A 19161-nucleotide genomic window follows, 5' to 3' on the forward strand; every position below is an offset into this window, starting at 1 on the left:
AAGTATAAAAAAATGAAGGTATAATTTTCAAAATTACACCTTCTTTTGAATATAAATTACATAATTTAAAGTTACCTACAATTTCTCTATCAAAGCCGTAAACTTAGTCAAATCAACTTGAGCTTTGGCTGCCAAAGTTCTGGCTTGTTGTGCATCAGCTTTCGCTTTTGCTAAATCTCCAGCTTTCTGGTTCAACTTCGCAGACTCAAAGTAATATTCAGCCAGATATTTGTCTTCTTTCAATAATCCTTTGGCTTTATTTAACCAAGCGGTGGCTTTAGGAGCATAGTTTTTGTTTGGGTAAAAATCATTGAAAACTCTTGTGATATACACCATAGACTGGCCGTTTTCACCAAATTTTGCGGCCATTTTTTCGCCAATTGCCAATGCTTGCTCAGGTTTTCCTTCTCTAATCAAAGCTTTTATGTCAAACTCCCACGTTACGTTTTCTATGTATTGTCCCGCACCTGTTTTTGTCATATATTGTTTCACAAGATTGAGCTTGCTGGTGCCATAGTTTTGTCCACGAGGACTATACAATGAAGACTGAATAATTCCACCCAGCACATTGTTTTCGTTGCCTGCATGTCCGTCTTTTTTCTCAAAAGCAGCTGCTGCGGATGCGTGATCAAACCAATATTTAGCGAACCCATTTTCCATATCAATCACACACTTTTTGGTAAGTTTCCAACTGGTTTCGCTACCTATTTGGTCTTTTGGATAAATTTTAAATAAATCTTCAGCCGCAGAAATGGCCAATGTAGTGTCTTTAGTAAGACGACTATATGCTGCCAATTGTACCAATAAGTCCAAGGTTCTATCACCCTTATCGTATTTATCCTTATAACTTGAAGCCCTTATAGCAGGATTTTGAGCAGTTTCAGCAGCTTTAACTATCACAGCTGCATCAGGTGTTACTTCAGCTTGGTGTAAAATATTCCCGTTAGAGTCAAAATACAAAAACTGAGGAAAGCTAGGTAAGTAAATATTACGTGCATTTAAGAATTTTACCTGCTCGGCATTCCCAACGTCAAGTTTATAATTGATAAAGCTACTGTTATATTTAGTAGCAACTTCAGGCTTTTTAAAGAAAGGCTCAATGCTCTGGCAAACCGGACAAGTAGGAGAATAACATTCTACAAAGAGCATTTTCCCTGAAGCTTTGGCTTGTGCAAGAGCGTCATCTATGCTGGGATTCCAAGTAACTTGGGTTTTGTCAATGTTTTCGTTTACAACTGTTTGCGTTGTGGTATCTTGAGATTTTGATTGACAACTTGCAAAAAGGAGTGCAAAAGCAAGTCCATTTATTTTAATAAAATTCATCAGTGAAATATTCATGCGATTAATGATTTTGAAAAATGCTCGTAAAAATTGGAAAATATTAGTCTCAAACCAAATTTTTGCTTGTTAATATGTAGTTAAGAGGTTTGATACTATTAGATTTTGGAAAATTTAGCAAGAAATTAAAATAGAATTTTTGAAAATGGAATTTCATTTTAAACCAGGATATTAATTGATTAATTTTGTAAAAAGAAAAACAAAAGAATATGTTGAAAGTATACGGAATTCCGAATTGTGACACGGTAAAAAAATCTTTAGATTATATAAAAAGTAAAGACGTAGCTTATGAATTTCATAATTATAAAAAAGATGGAATAACTGTAGAAAAGCTAAACTCTTGGATAAAGCAAGTGCCATTAGATAAATTGGTTAATAAAAAAGGCACAACTTATAAAGCCCTTACTGACGACCAAAAAGCCGATTTAGAAAATCCCAAAACTGCGGCAAAGGTATTGGTAGAAAAATCTTCAGTTATAAAAAGACCCCTACTCGAAATAGACGAGAAAGTTCTAACTGTTGGCTTTGACAAAGAACTTTTCGATAAAATTCTTTAAAATAGTCTGGCTAAATCTTATTATTGGCAATTTTTTCAAACTATTTGAGAAGGCAATTTCCACTATAAAACAATATATCGCTTCAAAAATTAAAGAATATTTTCCCCTTGACTTAAAAAGAAATATGTCAGTAAAAACTTCTATCACTAGAGTTTAAGAATTCAAATTTAATCTTAAATAACAAAGACCACTGCTTACACTTTTCTTAAAAAAATCCAAAACCTATCATAAGTCATTTTTTAAAAAAATCATCCAGTTTAATTTTGAGGACTAATCTCTAAATAGCCAAAATGGCAAACAGAGTACTTAAATTGTTGATTGTTAACCAAAAAGATTTTTTTCTAAAGAAGATGTGTGTTGTTCCTTTTTGAAACCACTCAAATACATTTTCTTAAAAAACTACAATTATGACAGCACATTCATTTCATATTCCTGTGATGGGATTAGGCTATACTGTTGAAACTCCCGCCAAAGTTGCACATTTTGGTATATCGTCAGTAATTTCTATTGTTGAAGACAACATGATTGAAAAAATGAGGAAGTTGTACTTCGACCGTGAAGGATTGGAATATAACGAAATCTCAGTAAAAGATGAAGATTATAGAGCCAAAAGAATCACCTCATATTTGAATGTTATTAAGCAAGTAGTTGATGCAAATTTTGAGCGATTGAAAAGTCAGGAATTCGAAGAAGGAACTGAATTGACTCAATATTTCGACCTTTTGCCTGAAAATGCAGACTTGAAAAAATTGTATTTAGAAATGTTAGCGGCCAGCGATTCAAACAAAGAAGTACTTGGAGTAGCATTGAAATCTAAAATGGTAAAAGGTTCTATAGATGTGAATATCATGACCAAACTGGACAAGTTTAATTATGATAAAAATGGGGAGCAGTTAGCTCCTGAATACTGTGATGCAATGGCAGCATTGCGTGGTTTTGCTCTTTCTGATTTAAACTCAGGCATGGTATTTTCGGCTGGAATGAATCCGCGTCTTTTCAGTTATTGCACCTCATTTCCAGATTTTTTCCCTGATAAAAACAGCAATTTCAAAAAACAAATCATCTTGAAAGTGAGTGATTATCGCTCAGCTTTGATTCAAGGTAAATTTTTGGCAAAAAAAGGCCTTTGGGTTTCTGAATTCAGAATTGAGTCTGGATTGAATTGCGGTGGACACGCATTTGCGTCTGGTGGCACTTTATTAGGGCCAATTATGGAAGAGTTTAAAGCCAAAAAACAAGAACTTATAGCTGAACTAAAACAGATTTGCGAAAAAACATGGTCAGAAATGGGATTGGATAACATCAACCCTGCACTTAAAATTACTGTTCAAGGTGGCGTAGGCACAGCCAACGAGCACAATTTCCTTTTGGAACATTATCAAGTAGATAGTGTAGGTTGGGGAAGTCCATTTTTGATGGTGCCAGAGGTAGTAAGTGTTGATAACGAAGCCTTGAGCTTGTTGGTAGATGCAAAAAAAGAGGATTATTATTTGAGTGATGCATCTCCATTGGGCGTACCATTTAACAACGTTAGAAATACTTCTTCTGAACTATTGATTCAAACTCGAATGGACAAAAACCGTCCTGGCTCGCCTTGTTATAAGAAGTTTTTGCAGTTTGACACTGAGTTTACTAAAATTCCGATTTGTACTGCTTCTAGAGAATATCAAAATCTCAAGGAAATACAGATGAAACAACCTGAAACTCCTGAATCTGTTATCAAAAAAGGAGAAAACACCTTGAAAGTCAAAGAATGCTTATGTGAAGGCCTAGCCTCCTCAGCACTTTTGGCCAATGGAATTCAGCCTGACCGTAAACTTACAGCGGTTTCCATTTGTCCAGGACCAAACTTGGCTTATTTCTCAGGCATATTTTCGATGAAAAGCATGATTGGTCATATATATGGTCGAGAGAATCTTTTGAACAATTTAGTTCGCCCACACATGTTTGTGAACGAACTCGAATTGAACGTAAAATACCTCAAAAATCAAATCAGGAAGTTTACAGACGAAACAATAGAGCAACAAAATAAATATGTGGAGACTTTCAAAAATAACCTTTTTGAAGGAATTAATTATTACAAAGAATTGGTGGAAAGTATGAAAGCCGAAACCAAAACTTTCATAGAAAAAATGAAAAATGACTTGACAGAAATCGAAAACGAATTGGTGAGAATCACCGTTGGAGAGCCCGTTTTAGCTTAAAATATTCTAATCCTCATACATCTCGAAGCCTCTTTTCATTATTGGGAAGAGGCCTTTTTTGTGCTTGAAAATGGAACACGGATTTGTTTGAAAAATCTTTTAGTAATGATATTTCCATTAAAGACTTCTTTGTAACATAGAAAAAATATCCGTGTCAAATCCGTGTTAATCCGTGTTTTATAACACAAAAAGCATCACTTCAAATACTTCCCAACGTTCTCCTTAGTCACCAATTCAAAAGGAATCAAAACTTCTTTTTCAAAAGCTTGTTTATTAGCAATTTTTAAGGCGGTTTCTATCGCACCTGCACCTTGTTGGTTGGCGTTTTGGAAAACTGTTGCGTTTAGTTCTCCTTTTTGAACAGACTGAAGAGCATCTTTTATGGCATCTACACTTATTACCAATACTTTGTCTTTCATTCCAGCAGCTTGTAGGGCTTTTACTGCACCTAAGCCCATCTCGTCGTTGTGAGCAAAAACCGCATTTATTTTATCTCCATACGATTGGATCCAGTTTTGCATCAAGTCCATGCTTTTGGCTCTGTCCCACTCCCCTGTTTGTTGGGCAAGCATTTTAATATCAGGATATTGCTTTAAAACCTCTTTGGCACCTTCTTCCCTTTGCAATTGAGCCGCTTGGCCCATAAGGCCATGTATCATCACCATATTTCCTTTTCCACCTATTTTGTCAGCAATATATTTCATGGCAATTCTAGCAGATTCTACATCATTGGAGCCAACAAAAGCAGTTGGTGCAGCACTTGTAGCAGAGTTTACGTTTATAATTGGAATATTAGCAGCCAAAGCTTTTGTAACAGCAGGGGAACTTGCCTCAAACTCAATTGGATTCATGATGATCACGTCAACTTTTTGAGCAATGAAACTCTCGACTTGCTCAATTTGCTTAAGCGGGGAGCGTTCAGCATCTACAATGATCAATTCTACGCCCAATTCATCTGCCTTTTTCTGCATTTCGTCAGCAATATTCACGATGAATTCATTCTGCATACTGAGCATGGTCGCTCCTATTTTAATCTTCTTTTCGTCAGAATTTTTTGAGGAATTGCAGGAGAAGATTGAAAAAGAAACTAGAAAAATAAGTATTTTTTTCATTAAATATTAAGGTTTTTTATTCATCGTTTAATAGGAATGTGGATTTGAAAATGAAAGATTCAGACAGTTTGATCAATTTGCAAAACCAAAAAATCAAGATCTTACGAAATGACTGAAATTAATTCAAGCCTTCTAGTCTCTTATTCAATTCGTCGTCTAATATAGTATTAATTTCAGATTTGTCGTAAATAGAAACCAAGAAAACCGTCTCCTTTACGATTTTGACACATGTAATAATTCTTGCCCCCCCCACTTTTTCCACCAGATTTAGACCCAATAGCCATTCTAATTTTAAAACAATTCTTTCCTAATGGATTACCTAAGTTTGGATTTTATTTAATAAGTTTTGACAATATTAAAATGTCCTTCTTCAAAGACTTATACTTTTTAAAAAGCTTTTTGAAATCTCTTTGAAAGTCAATTGTTGGAACAATTTTATAACTCATCCAAAAACTCCTCTAATGTTTTCAATTCAATTTCTCCTTTCATGTGTTGGTTAATTTGTTCAACACTACTAGTAATGCCATCCAAAACTTCTTGCTTTTTTATTGCTTTATTAGATTGGTCGAGGCTTGACCTAAGCTTAGTTCTTTTGATAAACTCCATTACAAACTGCATTTCGCTGTCATTTCTTGGCTTGATTGTTATGCTTTCCATAATTTCTTTGAAAATAATTGTTAACAAATATAGCATTTTTTTTGAACACAGAATACACCAATGAAAACCAGATTTCTATCTTTTAGTATTTATATTACCTCGAATCCATGTCAAATCTATTAAATCCGTGTTCAATACAAACTAAGATAAAAGTTTTTTCTGATTCCAACTATCCAAAAGCACCGCCCCAATGATGATTGCACCCATGATAACTTGCTGATAATAAGAACTTACATTCAATAAATCAAGGCCATTATTGATTACACCAATCAATAATGCTCCAATTAATGTTCCAGCTATTGTACCCGTTCCGCCTGAAGTACTTGAGCCTCCAATGATTGCAGCAGCTATAGCGTCTAATTCAAAACCAGCTCCAGCATTTGGTTGGCCAGTAGTGATTCTCGAGGTTAGTAATATTCCCGCTAAACCAGCCAAAGTTCCGCAAAGAGCGTATACCGCTATTTTGATTTTATTGACATTGATACCAGAAGCATAGGCAGCCTGTTCGTTGCCTCCGATAGCATAAACGTATCTTCCAAAAACAGTATTCTTCAAGAGTAAATAACAAATAATAAATACTATAATCAAAATTATTATTGGAAGTGGAATTCCAAAAATGTCGCCTCCTCCAATAAAATTAAAAGAATCAGATAGATTAGAAATAGGCCTACCTTTGCTCAAAATCAAAGCCAAGCCTCTGCCAATCGTCATTATGCCAAGCGTTACTATAAAGGGTGCTATTTTGCTTTTAGTAATGATGATTCCATTAACAAATCCTATAAATAAGCCCGCCAACAAGCCACCTAAAATTGGCACAATCAAAGGCAAATCAGGCTGGGAGGCCAACAATGCCGCAACTACACCAGCTACTGCTACTATAGAACCAATTGATAAATCTATACCACCTGTGATGATTACGAATGTCACCCCAAATGCTAAAAGTGCGTTTATGGAAACTTGCGTAAAGATGATTGTCCAGTTTGAAAAGGTCAGAAACTGTCCACTTGCATAGCTCAGGAAGCAACAAATGATGAAAAATGCAAAGAAAATCCCGTATTGACGGAGAGAATTAATGAACCGCATACTGCATAATTTTTTCTTGTGAAGCCTCAGATTTCGATAAGATTGCTTTTTGCTTTCCTTGAGAAAGAACCAAAACACGATCGCTAAGACCTAATATTTCTGGCATTTCCGATGAAATCAATATAATGGCTAATCCTTTGGCTTTTAGTATATTTATTAATTTATATATCTCGAATTTAGCTCCAACATCTATTCCACGAGTAGGTTCGTCAAGAATAATAATTTTCGGATTTGATAATAAAACCTTGGCAATAACTACTTTTTGTTGGTTGCCACCACTTAAATTTATCACTTTTTGACCTAAACCCGAGGCATTTATTTTTAAATCTTGATAAAATTTTTTTGTTGATTCTGTTTCCACTTCACTATTTATAAAACCAAACTGAGAAAATTTCTGTAAAGAAGATAAAGAAATGTTTTCTTTGATAGACAATTGCGGAACAATCCCAATTGCCTTTCTGTCTTCGCTCACAAACCCTATTCCATGTTTTATAGCATCCAATGGTGAGTTTATCTCTACTACTTCACCGTCTATTTCGACTGCACCAGAATCTAAAATATCTAAACCATAGATAGCCCTTACGATTTCAGACCTCCCCGCCCCAACTAATCCTGCCAAACCTAAAACCTCTCCAGCTTTCACTTCAAAATTGATGTCTTGAAAAACATTTTTTCGACCTAAATTCTTGACGGATATCATGACCTTGCCTTTGTCAATATTTTCTTTTGGGAAAAGCTCTGAAATTTCTCTTCCTACCATTAGATTTATTAACTTCTGAGAATTTAAATCAACGGCAGGTTTTGTCTCGATAAGTTTGCCATCACGTAAAACTGTTATGATATCCGCAACTTTAAATATTTCATCCATTTTGTGTGAAATATAAATTATCGCAACACCTTGATTTTTAAGTTTTTCAATAATATCAAAAAGAATTTTCACTTCAGCATCAGAGAGTGCCGAAGTAGGCTCGTCCATGATAATCACCTTGGCATTATTGCTAATAGCTTTGGCTATTTCTACCATTTGGCGGTCAGCAATACTCAGGTTTTTGACCTTGATTTTTGGAGAAATATCTAATTTTAAATCTGCAAGAATTTGTTTTGATTTTGTGTAAATATCTGACTCATTTAGCCAAGAAAAACGCTGACTTTCTTTACCTAAAAATATGTTTTGAGCAACAGACAACTCTGGCACCATCAATAACTCTTGGTGTATCATGGCGATGCCCTTTCCTAAAATATCATGTACCGAAAGTCCAGAAATTACTTCGCCTTCTAATAAAATCCCTCCTTCATCAGCCTGCAACAAACCCACCAATATCTTCATCAAAGTAGATTTGCCAGCACCATTTTCACCCATTAGGGCATGAACTTTCCCTTTTTCTATCTGCAAAGAGATATTCTCAAGCACTTTTATACCTGAGAAGGATTTGGAGATATTATTTAATACGAGCAATTTTGGCATTCAAACTTAAGCTTAAATATAATTTTTTGTCTTTGGCATTTGTATAAAACTATTTAGGTTTTTTAATAATTTCCAAATAATCTGCAGCCTGAACAATCGTTAACACTTTCAAACCACTGGCTAACAACTTTTTGTCATTTGAAATAAAGTAATCTATTTTGTTTTCTATGGCCATTTGATAAAGTATAGCATCTTCTAAATCTTCTAATTCCAAAATAATTGCTCTATCCAAAATCAAGTTGTTACAAGATAATATTTGAATCTTTTTAGAGATTTCTTTAAAAAATTCTACTCTAAAAGACTTAGATAAAAGCTTCTGTAGGATATAATCTGTAGTTGTGACAACGCTTTCAGAAATATATGCTAAAACTTCGCCATTATCAATCAAGTCAAAAAGTAAGACAGCTTCACTATGACATTGTCGTTGATTATCAAGAAGATCTAAAACAATATTGGTGTCAAGAAAAATCTTAGTAGCCATATTTACTCATTAAATGGTCTTCCTTTATTTTCTCCTCATCCAATATTTTACCAGAAAGGATTCCCGCGAATTTTTTACTAATATTTGAACCTTTGGTTCCAGTTTCAATTTCTTCTTTTAGCAAGTTTTCAACCAGTTTTGAAACGGAAGTTTGCTTTTGAGCTGCATAAACTTTGATTTTAGAAACCAAAGTTTCGTCGATTGTTAAATTTAATTTTACTGTCATTTCAAGATATTTATTCAAATATACGTACGTTTTTCAAAAATACGTATTAATTGAATAATTCTTTCAAATTATGATAAAGATTACCACATAGTTCACATAGACGTATATTAATTTTAAAACCACATAGGCACATAGAAATTCAGCCTATGTACCTATGTGGCAGTTCCCTATGTTCTCTATGTGTTAAAAAAAACTACCACACATATTTCCCATCCACGTGCGTATCTTTCCAGCTTTTGGTTTTAGCTGAATCGATTACAGCAGCACAAACTTTCTGGGTTTGCAAAGCTTCTTCGAAAGTAGGTGAGCATTTAGAGCCATCTTCTAAGCTTTTCAAGAAATCAGCCACTTGATGTACAAAACTATGCTCCCAGCCTATTCCACAGCCTGGAATCCACCAGTTTTTTATATAAGGATGATCACCATCTGTAATATGAATTGACCTCCAACCTCTAAGATTACTCTCGTCACGATGATCAAAATATTCCAAACGGTTCATGTCGTGTAAGTCCCACTTCAACGATGCATCCGCACCGTTAACTTCAAATGTATAGAGAGCTTTGTGCCCACGAGCGTAACGTGTTGATTCAAAAAGCCCAAGAGAACCATTCTCAAAATGGCAATGAAACAGACAAGCGTCATCAATACCGACAGGTTCAACTTTGCCCGTAAGCTGGTGCATACGCTGTTTCACGAAAGTTTCTGTCATTGCTGAAACGTCAGTTATTCCTCCATTCAACCACATGGCGGTGTCAATACAATGAGCCAAAAGATCGCCAGTAACACCAGAACCAGCAGCATCCACATCCATACGCCAAAGTCCTTCACCTCCTTGTGGCAAGTCTTCGCTTATGGTCCAATCTTGCAAGAAATTGGCCCTATAGTGGTATATTTTACCCAATTTGCCAGAATCAATGATATTTTTAGCCAAAGTTACTGCTGGAATTCTTCGATAATTATACCAAACGGTAGTTTTTACGCCTGCCTTCTGAATGGCGTCTACCATTTGTTGACCCTCTTCCAAAGTCCTGGCCAAAGGTTTTTCACACAAAATCATCTTTCCGGCAGCAGCACAAGCCAAAGCAATCTCAAAATGAGAGTCGTTGGGTGTGCAAATATCCACCGCATCAATATCTTCACGAGCCACCAAAGCTTTCCAGTCTGTTTCGTAAGACTCAAAATTCCATTGGGCAGCAAAAGCCTTTACTTTTTCCTCATTTCTCGAACAAACCGCCACTAATTTCGGCTCATATTCAAGTTCAGGGAAGAAATTATGTATTCTATTGTAGCCATTGGCGTGAGCTCTTCCCATCAAACCCGTGCCTACTAAACCTATTCTCAATTGTTTTTTGTCTGACATTTCTTTAAATTTTAGAATTAATATTATTTGGGCGTGCCCCCACTTCGTTCCTCAGGGGGTCGGGCTATCCTTTCCCGCTTTTTTTATGGGCTAAGGCCACATAAAAAAGAGCTCCAATACTATCCCTCACGCAAGGAAACACATTCTTATTCTACCCAACCGTGTTGTTTTCTCACCTGAATCATAGCCGCTAGGATATCATTCCAAGTTTTCGGTTGCGTCATAACATCATTGGCAAACATACAGCCATCCCAACAAATATGTTTGAAAGCTTTGGTCAACACACCTGACTCATCTCTTAACCAATAGCCAGCATCATTAGCGATATCTAACTTTCCGTTTGGATCCGTTGCTAAGCAGTGGCGACCAGTTTTATCGTGCGAACCTGTACCGTGTACCGTGCCATCGTTTTGAGCCACATGGAAGTCTATCGTCCAAGGTCTAAGAGCCGCTGTAAGTTTTTTCAAACCTTCTAAAAAAGTAGCCCTATCACCCCATTCGAAATCTACTGGCAAAACTCTGTCTTCTGGGGCATTATAGCCCAACAAATACAAAGTAGTATGTGACATATCTGCCTGAAAACCAATATTGGGTCTGTCCACCATTTCCATGGTTTCTATTACTTTTTTCCATGAGTGCATTCCACCCCAACATATTTCACCTTCAGCGGCCAATCTTTCACCATAGTCAGCAGCTACATCACAAGCTTCTCGCCATGTTTGGGCTATTAACTTTGTATTTCCAACGGGATCTTTTGCCCATGCATCTGGACTAGAGGCCGAGTCTATACGTACAATTCCATTTGGTCTAAGGCCCATCTCTCTCAATTTCTGTCCAATTTCGCAGCTTTTTTTCACCATTTCTACGAAAGTCTTGCGGTCTTCGGCAGAGCCCATAGCAGGCCCACCCCAAATAGGAGCAACTAAACTCCCGATTTCAAGTCCGTGTTTCGAAACTTTATCCGCAAGCCTTTTTACGCCGTCGTCCGAAGTATCTAGGTCATAATGAGGATCAAAAAGGCCTAGGTCTACACCATCAAATTTCACGCCGTCTACTTCAGCAGCAGCCGTCATTTCGAGCATGGTATCAAGTGCTATAGCAGGCTCCGAATCGGGGCCTTTCCCAACTATGCCAGGCCATGTGGCATTGTGGAGTTTAGGATAGTTATTTTCCATTTATATTATTTATTTAGATTGAATAATTCTTTTTGAACACTGATGACACTGATTTTAAAGATCTTCACTGATTTATTTATATTAATCTTCGTTTATCTTATCAAATCTGTGCGGCAGCCGTTGCTGTCATCAATTTGCTAATATATTTTACATTGGCACCACCTCCAAATCTGGGTTTTTCGGCCCAAAATGTTTGAGAATCACAATCGGATCTGTATTGGATGGGTTAGAAATCACAACGCCTTCTTTGGCCGCTTTTTCTGTGATAAAAAACTCATCATTCGTTAACTGTCCGTAACGAATCAATGCTGGTGTTTCGATATCCCAAACACCCATTTTTCCATGTCCTTGCATTACGATACAGCCATAAGCCGCGGCATCCTTTATAGTTACCGTTTGGCCTGGCAATACGGTCAATTCTTTAGCACTAAAATCCTCGGCTTTGTAACAAATCCAGTTTTCTATATAGCCTTCGGCTTCCATCTCAGCAACTGCTTTAACTGGTTTTGGCAGCATAAAGAACTTCTCTACAATATTCGGGTCGGTGTTTAAATCCCAATCTATCACACTTACCAACTCGTCATAATCTCCAATTCTATCTTGTGGTGTACCTTTCCAAAGCAATTCTTCGGGAACAATAGCCTCATTTACCAAACTTTGATACATAGCAAATATATCCGAAGCTTTTTGCGGTTCGTAGGTACACAAACTTCCTGGTGCATGTAAAACTCCAGGTGGAACGTACCAGCCAGTTCCGGGTTCTAGACGTTGGGCAGCCGAATAATTGGTGATTTTGTTATCCCCTTTTGTGAAATTCATCAAACATTCTTTTATCTGCTCCTTGGTAGTTCCTGGTGTAATTCCGAAAAATGTATAAGGAAAATCACCGCCATGGTTGTTCAATTGTGGTGGAAAATAATAAGCTTCGGGCTTGCCATTTTGACCAACTAATGCTGCTTTTTCATCATTGTGATGAATATGATGTGGCAATGGCCCCATATTATCGAAAAACTTTGAATACATTGGCCATGATTTGTATTCATTCCAAAGCCTTTCTCCGATTATGTCGGCACCAACTTCGTCAATGGCGTCTTTTAAAATGATTTTTTCATCATTGTAAACAATCATACTCAAACCTTCATTTTCTCCTGTTAATGGGCCGTTTTCAGCTGGTGTAGTAGAGGAAAGCCAACGCTCATCTATGCCTCCTCTTACACCACCAAGTACATAATAATCATCTGGATGAAGTTTGATTCTTCGGCCAGGCACACAAAACGAACGGGGAACCCAAGTCGGAGCTAATCTTAATATTCCATTGCCTTGCTCTAGTGCTTTTTTTATACTACTCATGGTTGAATTTTTGTTTAAATATATAATTTTTTAAGGTTTGAATATTTGTTTTTTCGTATTTTTTCTCTGTATTAATTATATCATTAGCTTAGTTTTTATCTTCACTAAACACCCTTAATGATACCTCAAATTTCTTTGCTTCATTCGGTTTAAGGAAAATGAGTTCTTGGTTTTCTCGGGCTTGTTTTTGGCCAATTGGCCAATTAGTTCCTGGTTCTAACCCCGTAACATATTCTCCTTCCCCAAAATGCTGCCAATTGCTTAATGTTGGAAGCTGTCTTTTGTCGAATTCCAATTCTATTCCAAACGCCAATTTGGGATTGTATAAACCACATTTACATTTTCCATTTTCGTCAGCTTTTGGATTTATAAGTGCTACTTCCTCGCCTCCACCTGCGTGGCTTTCTAAAGGTGCAGGACAACTTTTGAAATCATTTCCTTCCTTGAATATTTTTGGATATTCTCCTCCAAATCTTGGTTTCCATTCTCCTTCCCACAGTATTTGGGTACCTTCTTGTACCAAAGGATATCCAAAATTTAAATGATACAAAAGCATCAACGGTGTTTCCGTGTTTCCACGATTTATAACTTCGTCCTCAATTTTTATTTCAGCCGAACCCAAATTGCACGAAATCTTCCTTCTCAATTCCAGATTTGGGCCAAATATTTTGGATTCTTTTATGATGCCTGTTATGCTCATTTCCATTTGACCTCTGGCTATATCAGGCTGAACAATTGACTCAATTTCAGCGGGTAAATTACTGATATTTCCATGAACTCCCCTTTCGCCAAACTCATCAGACTCGGGACCTCCAACATGTTGAAGCCCGCAAGTAGTCAATAAACCTCCACCAAAAGTTCTTAGCCAATTTATACCAATATCTGACAAAGTCTGCGGTGCTGGTATGCCTCCATGGCTCAACCAAGTGAGACAATGTTGATTATAAAAAGCTTCACCTATGTCCATTCCGCGATCAAAGTTCACTTTGAAACGCAAGCCCGAACCTGTGTTTATCCAAGCGATTTTATTGCCTCTTCCAACGCCATTGTCAAGAACGGAGGTTTCTATTCCGCCTATTTGGTGGTGATTATTGATGTATTTATTGCTTGTTTTGATCATTGTTTCGTTTTGGAACACTGATGACACTGATTTTATTGATTTACACTGTTTTATAAAATGAATTAGAACTGATCCAAAATGATATTTTTTAACTTATTAACTTTTTAAAAATGACCTTCCTAAATCTCTTAAAAATACTTTAGCATTGATTTTTATTTTAAAGAAAAAAATATCCACAACTGTGCTAATCTGTGTTATCAGTGTTCAACAAAAAACTAACTATTGAGCAACCAATTGCTTACTCTTTTATTAAAATCTTCAAGATTCTCGAAATGAAAGATATGACCTGCTTTTTCGTATAAATACAATTCGGCATTTGGAATAGCAGTACTTACTTCATCCGCCATCCAAACAGGCGTAAAAATGTCCTCTTTACCACCAATCACCAAAGTCTTTTGTTTTATTTTATGCAAATCTTCCAAAGCGTTATGGTTTATACAAGCATGTGCTTGCCCTACCAAACCATGAAATGGCTGAGGATTTGGATCTAAATGTGCATTTTCTCTCCCTTCAGCTAACTCTGCTGCTACTTTGTCATCGTCCCAAGAAGCTTTGGAATATATCAATAATTGAATATACCTCGTAAATTCTTTTGGGTTTAAATGTGCCTTACAAGCCATCAAATGTTGAAATATTCCTTGGGCGGTATTATCGCACCTGGCCCATGGGCACATCAAAACCAATGAAACGACTTTTTCAGGATGTCTAATGGCTAACTTCTGGGCAATTGTACTGCCCATTGAGCAGCCAATCACTTTGGCTTTTTCGATACCCAAACTATCCAATAGCCCTGCATAATCATCGGCCATTTGGTCGGTAGTGTAAGAGCCTGCTGGTTTTTCTGTCAAACCCACACCACGATTATCGCCAATTATACACCTGAAATGCTTTTCCATTTCTAAGGTATGTGGCTCCCAAACTGAACCAGGAGCAGTTATACCCATTATCATCAGAAGAGGTTCTGTCGAAGGATTCCCTCTTTCTTCGTAATAAAAATCTATTCCGTTGGTCTTTATTAAAGGCATAATTATTTTAAAGCTGGAATTAAATCATTTTTTATCCAATTACCGTCATGTAGTGTCACGTAGTCGGGATCTTCTAGAGCTTCGGGACCTTCATCTTCGCAAATAATCCAACCGCTGTAATTTATATCTTTGAGCCATTGGGTTATTCCTACTAAATCTACTTTCCCATTTCCCATAATGGTCCATTCGGGAGTCCCGTTCCAATCTTTGTAATGTACATGATTGATCAAATGCTGATAATCTTTCATTTTAGCCAAAGGATCCATATCTCCATTGATTATGTGCCCCACGTCTGGCGTCCAGCCTGTTACTTTTTCATTCAGGCCTTCCAAAACTATTTTATAATCTTCAGAGGTTCGAATAATAGAACTATGCGGTGAATTAGGGTGATAACTACAAGCAATACCCTTATCATGAGCCCTTTGCGATACCGAATTTACAATATCTACCAAGTTTTTTTGTCTTGCCTCTAAATCGTGTCTGCCAGTTGGTATCTGTACAGTGTTTAAAACCGCATTGGGAAAATGCTCCAAAAGTGCAATCGCGTTGTCCGAAATCATCTTTTCTTCAATCGTTTCTACTTTGCCATTCCACTCTTGTGCCAAAGCCAGTGCCGCCAATTCGATTCCATTTTCTTTCAATTTTGCGGCTAGCAATTCAGGATCTACTAAGTCGCCCATCCATGTAAAAATAGGCTGAATGCCAGTAAAACCAGCTTTGGAGATAATTTCTATCATGTGGCCAAGGCGACCTTTGTGGGTTTCACCATTGCCGGCCATGTACCAAGTGTACACTTCGGAGCCGAAGCGGAAAGGTAAGTTATTGTTCATTTATGGTTGATGTTTAATTGGAACACTGATGACACAGATTAGTCTGATTTACAAAGATTTTAATATAAAATTAAATTAAAAAATATGGCTATAATTGGTGCTTCTCACACATCATTTTAATGAAAGTATAGCCATTTTCTGCAATATCCCATGGGGCGTTATATTCTCTCCAAACACCAATAGCATTGGCAAAATCTGGGTCGTTTCTAGAGAATGCTTCTATGGTTAGATAACCTGAATAATCTATTTTTTTAAGGGTAGCGAAAGTAGCATCAAACTGAATATGACCTTCCCCAGGTGTGCCACGGTCATTCTCGCTGATATGCACATGGTGCAAGTATGGAGCTATTGTTTCTATGGCCGTTTCATATTTTTTTTCCTCCATATTGGCATGGTGGGTGTCAAACATCGCTCTTACATTTGGGTGGTTGGTATCTCTTACGAGTCTTGCCAACTGCTCCATGGTATTGCAGAGGTAAGATTCAAATCGGTTGAGAGCTTCTGGACCTAATACAATATTGGCTTGTTTGGCATATTCACCTGCTTGATATAATACTTCTGCGGCACGTTTATATTCTTCATCTAAAGCCGGATGGGCCTCAAAATAAGCATGGGCAGAATGAATAGGGCCACAAAGGAGGCTTCCTCCTAAATCATGGGTTCGGTCAATGGCTATTTTTATGGCATCCAATCCTTTTGCACGAATTTCCGCTGAGGCATTTATTGGATTGGTGTCTTTATCTACAACCGTTACTGTGGTTACGTCAAGTCCTAGATCTTGACAAAATCTACCCACTTTCAGACAGTTTTCATGTTCTGCACCACCGACAAAAAATTCAACTCCATCGTAACCAATCTTTTTTATTCTTTCTATTACTGGAAACAAATCCTCAGAAACATTGGCTGACCATGCCAATACATTAAAACCAACTTTTACCATACTGATACCCTATATTTTATCAAAAAAACCGAAATTGTTTTATTACAAATTCTTAATTCTAACATTTCTATACTGAACTTTCATTGGCGGTCCAACGTGTACTTGTACCCCCAAAAGTCCTTTAGATTTCCCATTTTCTGTGTCAAGGTCTGTCACATCACTCATAAGAATGCCGTTTACAAAATGTTGCAAATGATTACCTTTTACCACCAAACGAATTTCATTCCAATCTTCAGCTTTTATTTTTGCTTTCAAATCTTCGTTTTCGCCCAAGCTACCCGTAACTTTCAAATCCGTCCAAGCATTTTTTTGCACTTTTGCCCTAACTTCTTCTTTGGTCATACTATTCGGTTGCGGGCTAATAGTTGTAATCTGACCTCTATAAGCCAAGGTAGTACGGCCACGTTCCTCATAATTTTGACCAGTGTAGCGATTTGCACCATCAATATCTGCCTGATAGCCTTTCAAGGCATTTGGAGCATCCGGAAAAACTACACTTCTATAATTGATACCCGAATTGCCTTTTTCTGTAATGTTAAACTCAGCACGAAGTTCAAAGTCTGCTGGTTCTCCTCCTTGCCACGTCAGAAATGAATTGGTTTTCAATAAGGTTTCAGGTGTAATTTCACCTACTATATTGCCGTTTTCGACACGCCAATATTTAGTATCACCTTGCCAACCATTTAAGGTTTTACCATCAAAAATAGTTTTGAATCCTTTCTCAGAGCTACTTGTAGTTTGAGAAGATTTGCAAGAAATAATAATAAAAACGCTCAAAGAAATCAGAGAAAAATACTTAATAAATGTTTTCATTTTATTGTTTTATAAATGGTTGAATATGATAATTAAAAAAAAGATTTTTTCTGTTTATCTAATTCCTTCGAGGAATTAAAGATATAAATAATAGTATAATATTTATTGAAAAATTACATTTTTTAAAAAATATTAATAAAGCTCCAATACTTTTCAGTTTATAGATAGTGCTTTTTTCACATTGCAATTAATTTGAAAATTAAAATTCAAAATATTTTGATGCTCATCAATATTTCTGTCTTTGTTTTGAAAGGTAAATAGGCATGCTTATTTAAGTTTATAAACTTCGCTACCTGCCAATAAAAAAGCCCCCGTTCCAAAGTTAAACCATGAATCTTTGTCAGCAGGTTTTGGGTCAAAACCGATTGCTTGCACCCACCCTATTTTGCCATCAGCTTGTTGGCAAGCAGCCAAAGCCCTCCATGCTTTATCTACCACGGGTCTGTAGGTTTTGGCATCAAGAATGCCTTTGTTTAATCCCCAGGTTATAGCGAAAGTAAAAAAACCGCTTCCACTTGCTTCTCCAAATTGAAAAGATTCTGGACAAAGTAAACTTGTTCTCCAAAGTCCATCAGGATGTTGGAGGCCTACAACTTTCACAATCATTTCTTTATACAAATTTTCATAAAAAGGTCGATGTACATAATCTTTGGGCATACTATCTAAAATAAGTGCTAAGCCAGCCAAAACCCAACCATTCCCTCTTGACCAAAACACTTTTTTACCATTAGGTTCCCTCTTGTCTGTAGGCATATTTCTAATAAAAAACCGATTGTCCCGATAGAATAATTTTTCTTCTTTATCATAGAGGTAATTGTAGGCTTCTGTGTAATATTTATGCATTTCTTCCAGATACTTTTGGTCTTTGTGAAGGTTTGAATATTGAACTAAAACAGGAGGAGCCATAAATAATGCATCACACCACCACCACAAAATTTTCTGTTCGGCGTTCCCTTTTCCTTCTTTCCAATCTTGTGGTTGATAAAGATGTTCGTAAATCCACGTGTCAGTAGCTTGGAGATCCACTTCGGGATTTCCAATGGACTTTAGATAAACGTAAGCAGCAGAAATGGCAATGTCGTCAGCATGGAAATACCTGTCGTGTGTTTTCCATTGGTTACTCTTACCGATTGCGACCATTGCCTCCTCAAAAACAGGATTTTTAGTGGCTTTATGAGCCCGCATAACTCCAGAATAAAAAGCCCCGTTGGTCCAATCTGTTGGGCCTTTACCATATTTATGATTTTTTTCTTGCCATTGCATGGCTTTTACCATCGCTATTTCAATATCACTTTTATCATACCCTTTACTAGCTTTTTGGCTAGTTTTGCAAGACTGTAAAACAAAAGAAACAAGTAATATTATCACAAATACTATATTTCTAAAAACCCTAAACGAGCAAGTATAAGATTTGCTGTATTCCAT

The 19161-nt window shown here is 36.7% G+C and carries 18 protein-coding genes; 2 read left to right on the forward strand and 16 right to left on the reverse strand.

Translation table 11 applies throughout. The features are described 5' to 3' along the window. Positions 1-75: 75 nt before the first annotated feature. Positions 76-1338: a thioredoxin family protein gene (locus EGI22_RS21985; RefSeq protein WP_255070701.1), complete on the reverse strand. Its 1263-nt coding sequence runs from the start codon at positions 1336-1338 to the stop codon at positions 76-78. A 209-nt stretch (positions 1339-1547) separates the two neighbouring features. Here EGI22_RS21985 and EGI22_RS21990 point away from each other — a divergent pair, with 209 nt between their 5' ends. Together EGI22_RS21990 and EGI22_RS21995 are read left to right on the forward strand one after the other, a co-directional pair. Beyond that, the gene (locus EGI22_RS21990; RefSeq protein ID WP_255070702.1) at positions 1548-1895 is read left to right on the forward strand and encodes a Spx/MgsR family RNA polymerase-binding regulatory protein; all 348 of its coding nucleotides are present in this window, start codon (positions 1548-1550) and stop codon (positions 1893-1895) included. 407 nt (positions 1896-2302) lie between these two features. Beyond that, on the forward strand, positions 2303-4099 hold the full coding sequence (locus EGI22_RS21995) for a hypothetical protein (RefSeq protein WP_255070703.1): 1797 nt from the start codon (positions 2303-2305) through the stop codon (positions 4097-4099). Positions 4100-4293: 194 nt separating this feature from the next. Here EGI22_RS21995 and EGI22_RS22000 read toward each other — a convergent pair whose 3' ends face one another. From EGI22_RS22000 to EGI22_RS22070, 15 genes are all read right to left on the reverse strand, one after another. Beyond that, positions 4294-5211, reverse strand: a complete 918-nt coding sequence (locus tag EGI22_RS22000; RefSeq protein WP_255070704.1) for a substrate-binding domain-containing protein — start codon at positions 5209-5211, stop codon at positions 4294-4296. A 435-nt stretch (positions 5212-5646) separates the two neighbouring features. Further along, complete coding sequence (locus EGI22_RS22005; protein WP_255070705.1) at positions 5647-5868, reverse strand: hypothetical protein; 222 nt, start codon at positions 5866-5868, stop codon at positions 5647-5649. A gap of 141 nt (positions 5869-6009) precedes the next feature. Further along, positions 6010-6951, reverse strand: a complete 942-nt coding sequence (locus EGI22_RS22010) for an ABC transporter permease (RefSeq protein WP_255070706.1) — start codon at positions 6949-6951, stop codon at positions 6010-6012. Then, on the reverse strand, positions 6938-8416 hold the full coding sequence (locus EGI22_RS22015) for a sugar ABC transporter ATP-binding protein (RefSeq protein ID WP_255070707.1): 1479 nt from the start codon (positions 8414-8416) through the stop codon (positions 6938-6940). Before EGI22_RS22015 ends, EGI22_RS22010 begins: the two co-directional genes overlap by 14 nt. A gap of 49 nt (positions 8417-8465) precedes the next feature. Then, positions 8466-8897, reverse strand: coding sequence for a PIN domain-containing protein (locus EGI22_RS22020; RefSeq protein ID WP_255070709.1), 432 nt, complete (start codon positions 8895-8897; stop codon positions 8466-8468). Further along, the gene (locus EGI22_RS22025; protein ID WP_255070710.1) at positions 8887-9123 is read right to left on the reverse strand and encodes a DUF6364 family protein; all 237 of its coding nucleotides are present in this window, start codon (positions 9121-9123) and stop codon (positions 8887-8889) included. Before EGI22_RS22025 ends, EGI22_RS22020 begins: the two co-directional genes overlap by 11 nt. Positions 9124-9316: 193 nt before the next feature. Continuing rightward, entirely contained in the window at positions 9317-10483 is a 1167-nt protein-coding gene (locus tag EGI22_RS22030; RefSeq protein WP_255070711.1) for a Gfo/Idh/MocA family protein, read from the reverse strand. Positions 10484-10629: 146 nt separating this feature from the next. Beyond that, entirely contained in the window at positions 10630-11658 is a 1029-nt protein-coding gene (locus EGI22_RS22035; RefSeq protein ID WP_255070712.1) for a sugar phosphate isomerase/epimerase, read from the reverse strand. 147 nt (positions 11659-11805) lie between these two features. Further along, positions 11806-13008, reverse strand: coding sequence for a hypothetical protein (locus EGI22_RS22040; protein ID WP_255070713.1), 1203 nt, complete (start codon positions 13006-13008; stop codon positions 11806-11808). Between the two features lie 88 nt (positions 13009-13096). After that, complete coding sequence (locus EGI22_RS22045; RefSeq protein WP_255070714.1) at positions 13097-14128, reverse strand: aldose 1-epimerase family protein; 1032 nt, start codon at positions 14126-14128, stop codon at positions 13097-13099. A gap of 215 nt (positions 14129-14343) precedes the next feature. Beyond that, positions 14344-15153 (reverse strand): alpha/beta fold hydrolase, encoded by an 810-nt coding sequence (locus tag EGI22_RS22050; protein ID WP_255070715.1) that lies wholly within the window; start codon positions 15151-15153, stop codon positions 14344-14346. A gap of 2 nt (positions 15154-15155) precedes the next feature. Next, complete coding sequence (locus tag EGI22_RS22055; RefSeq protein ID WP_255070716.1) at positions 15156-15983, reverse strand: sugar phosphate isomerase/epimerase; 828 nt, start codon at positions 15981-15983, stop codon at positions 15156-15158. An 88-nt stretch (positions 15984-16071) separates the two neighbouring features. Then, positions 16072-16923 (reverse strand): sugar phosphate isomerase/epimerase, encoded by an 852-nt coding sequence (locus EGI22_RS22060; protein ID WP_255070717.1) that lies wholly within the window; start codon positions 16921-16923, stop codon positions 16072-16074. Positions 16924-16965: 42 nt separating this feature from the next. Continuing rightward, positions 16966-17736 (reverse strand): DUF1080 domain-containing protein, encoded by a 771-nt coding sequence (locus EGI22_RS22065; RefSeq protein ID WP_255070718.1) that lies wholly within the window; start codon positions 17734-17736, stop codon positions 16966-16968. Positions 17737-18003: 267 nt separating this feature from the next. Continuing rightward, entirely contained in the window at positions 18004-19161 is a 1158-nt protein-coding gene (locus tag EGI22_RS22070; RefSeq protein ID WP_255070720.1) for a glycoside hydrolase family 105 protein, read from the reverse strand.

This window comes from Lacihabitans sp. LS3-19 (assembly GCF_024343575.1).
GTDB lineage: Bacteria > Bacteroidota > Bacteroidia > Cytophagales > Spirosomataceae > Leadbetterella.

Bases quoted from the DNA above. Each gene is read 5' to 3' on its own strand.
- EGI22_RS21985 (WP_255070701.1), bottom strand. From the start codon at position 1,338: ATGAATATTTCACTGATGAATTTTATTAAAATAAATGGACTTGCTTTT.
- EGI22_RS21990 (WP_255070702.1), top strand. From the start codon at position 1,548: ATGTTGAAAGTATACGGAATTCCGAATTGTGACACGGTAAAAAAATCT.
- EGI22_RS21995 (WP_255070703.1), top strand. From the start codon at position 2,303: ATGACAGCACATTCATTTCATATTCCTGTGATGGGATTAGGCTATACT.
- EGI22_RS22000 (WP_255070704.1), bottom strand. From the start codon at position 5,211: ATGAAAAAAATACTTATTTTTCTAGTTTCTTTTTCAATCTTCTCCTGC.
- EGI22_RS22005 (WP_255070705.1), bottom strand. From the start codon at position 5,868: ATGGAAAGCATAACAATCAAGCCAAGAAATGACAGCGAAATGCAGTTT.
- EGI22_RS22010 (WP_255070706.1), bottom strand. From the start codon at position 6,951: ATGCGGTTCATTAATTCTCTCCGTCAATACGGGATTTTCTTTGCATTT.
- EGI22_RS22015 (WP_255070707.1), bottom strand. From the start codon at position 8,416: ATGCCAAAATTGCTCGTATTAAATAATATCTCCAAATCCTTCTCAGGT.
- EGI22_RS22020 (WP_255070709.1), bottom strand. From the start codon at position 8,897: ATGGCTACTAAGATTTTTCTTGACACCAATATTGTTTTAGATCTTCTT.
- EGI22_RS22025 (WP_255070710.1), bottom strand. From the start codon at position 9,123: ATGACAGTAAAATTAAATTTAACAATCGACGAAACTTTGGTTTCTAAA.
- EGI22_RS22030 (WP_255070711.1), bottom strand. From the start codon at position 10,483: ATGTCAGACAAAAAACAATTGAGAATAGGTTTAGTAGGCACGGGTTTG.
- EGI22_RS22035 (WP_255070712.1), bottom strand. From the start codon at position 11,658: ATGGAAAATAACTATCCTAAACTCCACAATGCCACATGGCCTGGCATA.
- EGI22_RS22040 (WP_255070713.1), bottom strand. From the start codon at position 13,008: ATGAGTAGTATAAAAAAAGCACTAGAGCAAGGCAATGGAATATTAAGA.
- EGI22_RS22045 (WP_255070714.1), bottom strand. From the start codon at position 14,128: ATGATCAAAACAAGCAATAAATACATCAATAATCACCACCAAATAGGC.
- EGI22_RS22050 (WP_255070715.1), bottom strand. From the start codon at position 15,153: ATGCCTTTAATAAAGACCAACGGAATAGATTTTTATTACGAAGAAAGA.
- EGI22_RS22055 (WP_255070716.1), bottom strand. From the start codon at position 15,983: ATGAACAATAACTTACCTTTCCGCTTCGGCTCCGAAGTGTACACTTGG.
- EGI22_RS22060 (WP_255070717.1), bottom strand. From the start codon at position 16,923: ATGGTAAAAGTTGGTTTTAATGTATTGGCATGGTCAGCCAATGTTTCT.
- EGI22_RS22065 (WP_255070718.1), bottom strand. From the start codon at position 17,736: ATGAAAACATTTATTAAGTATTTTTCTCTGATTTCTTTGAGCGTTTTT.
- EGI22_RS22070 (WP_255070720.1), bottom strand. From the start codon at position 19,161: ATGGAATACAGCAAATCTTATACTTGCTCGTTTAGGGTTTTTAGAAAT.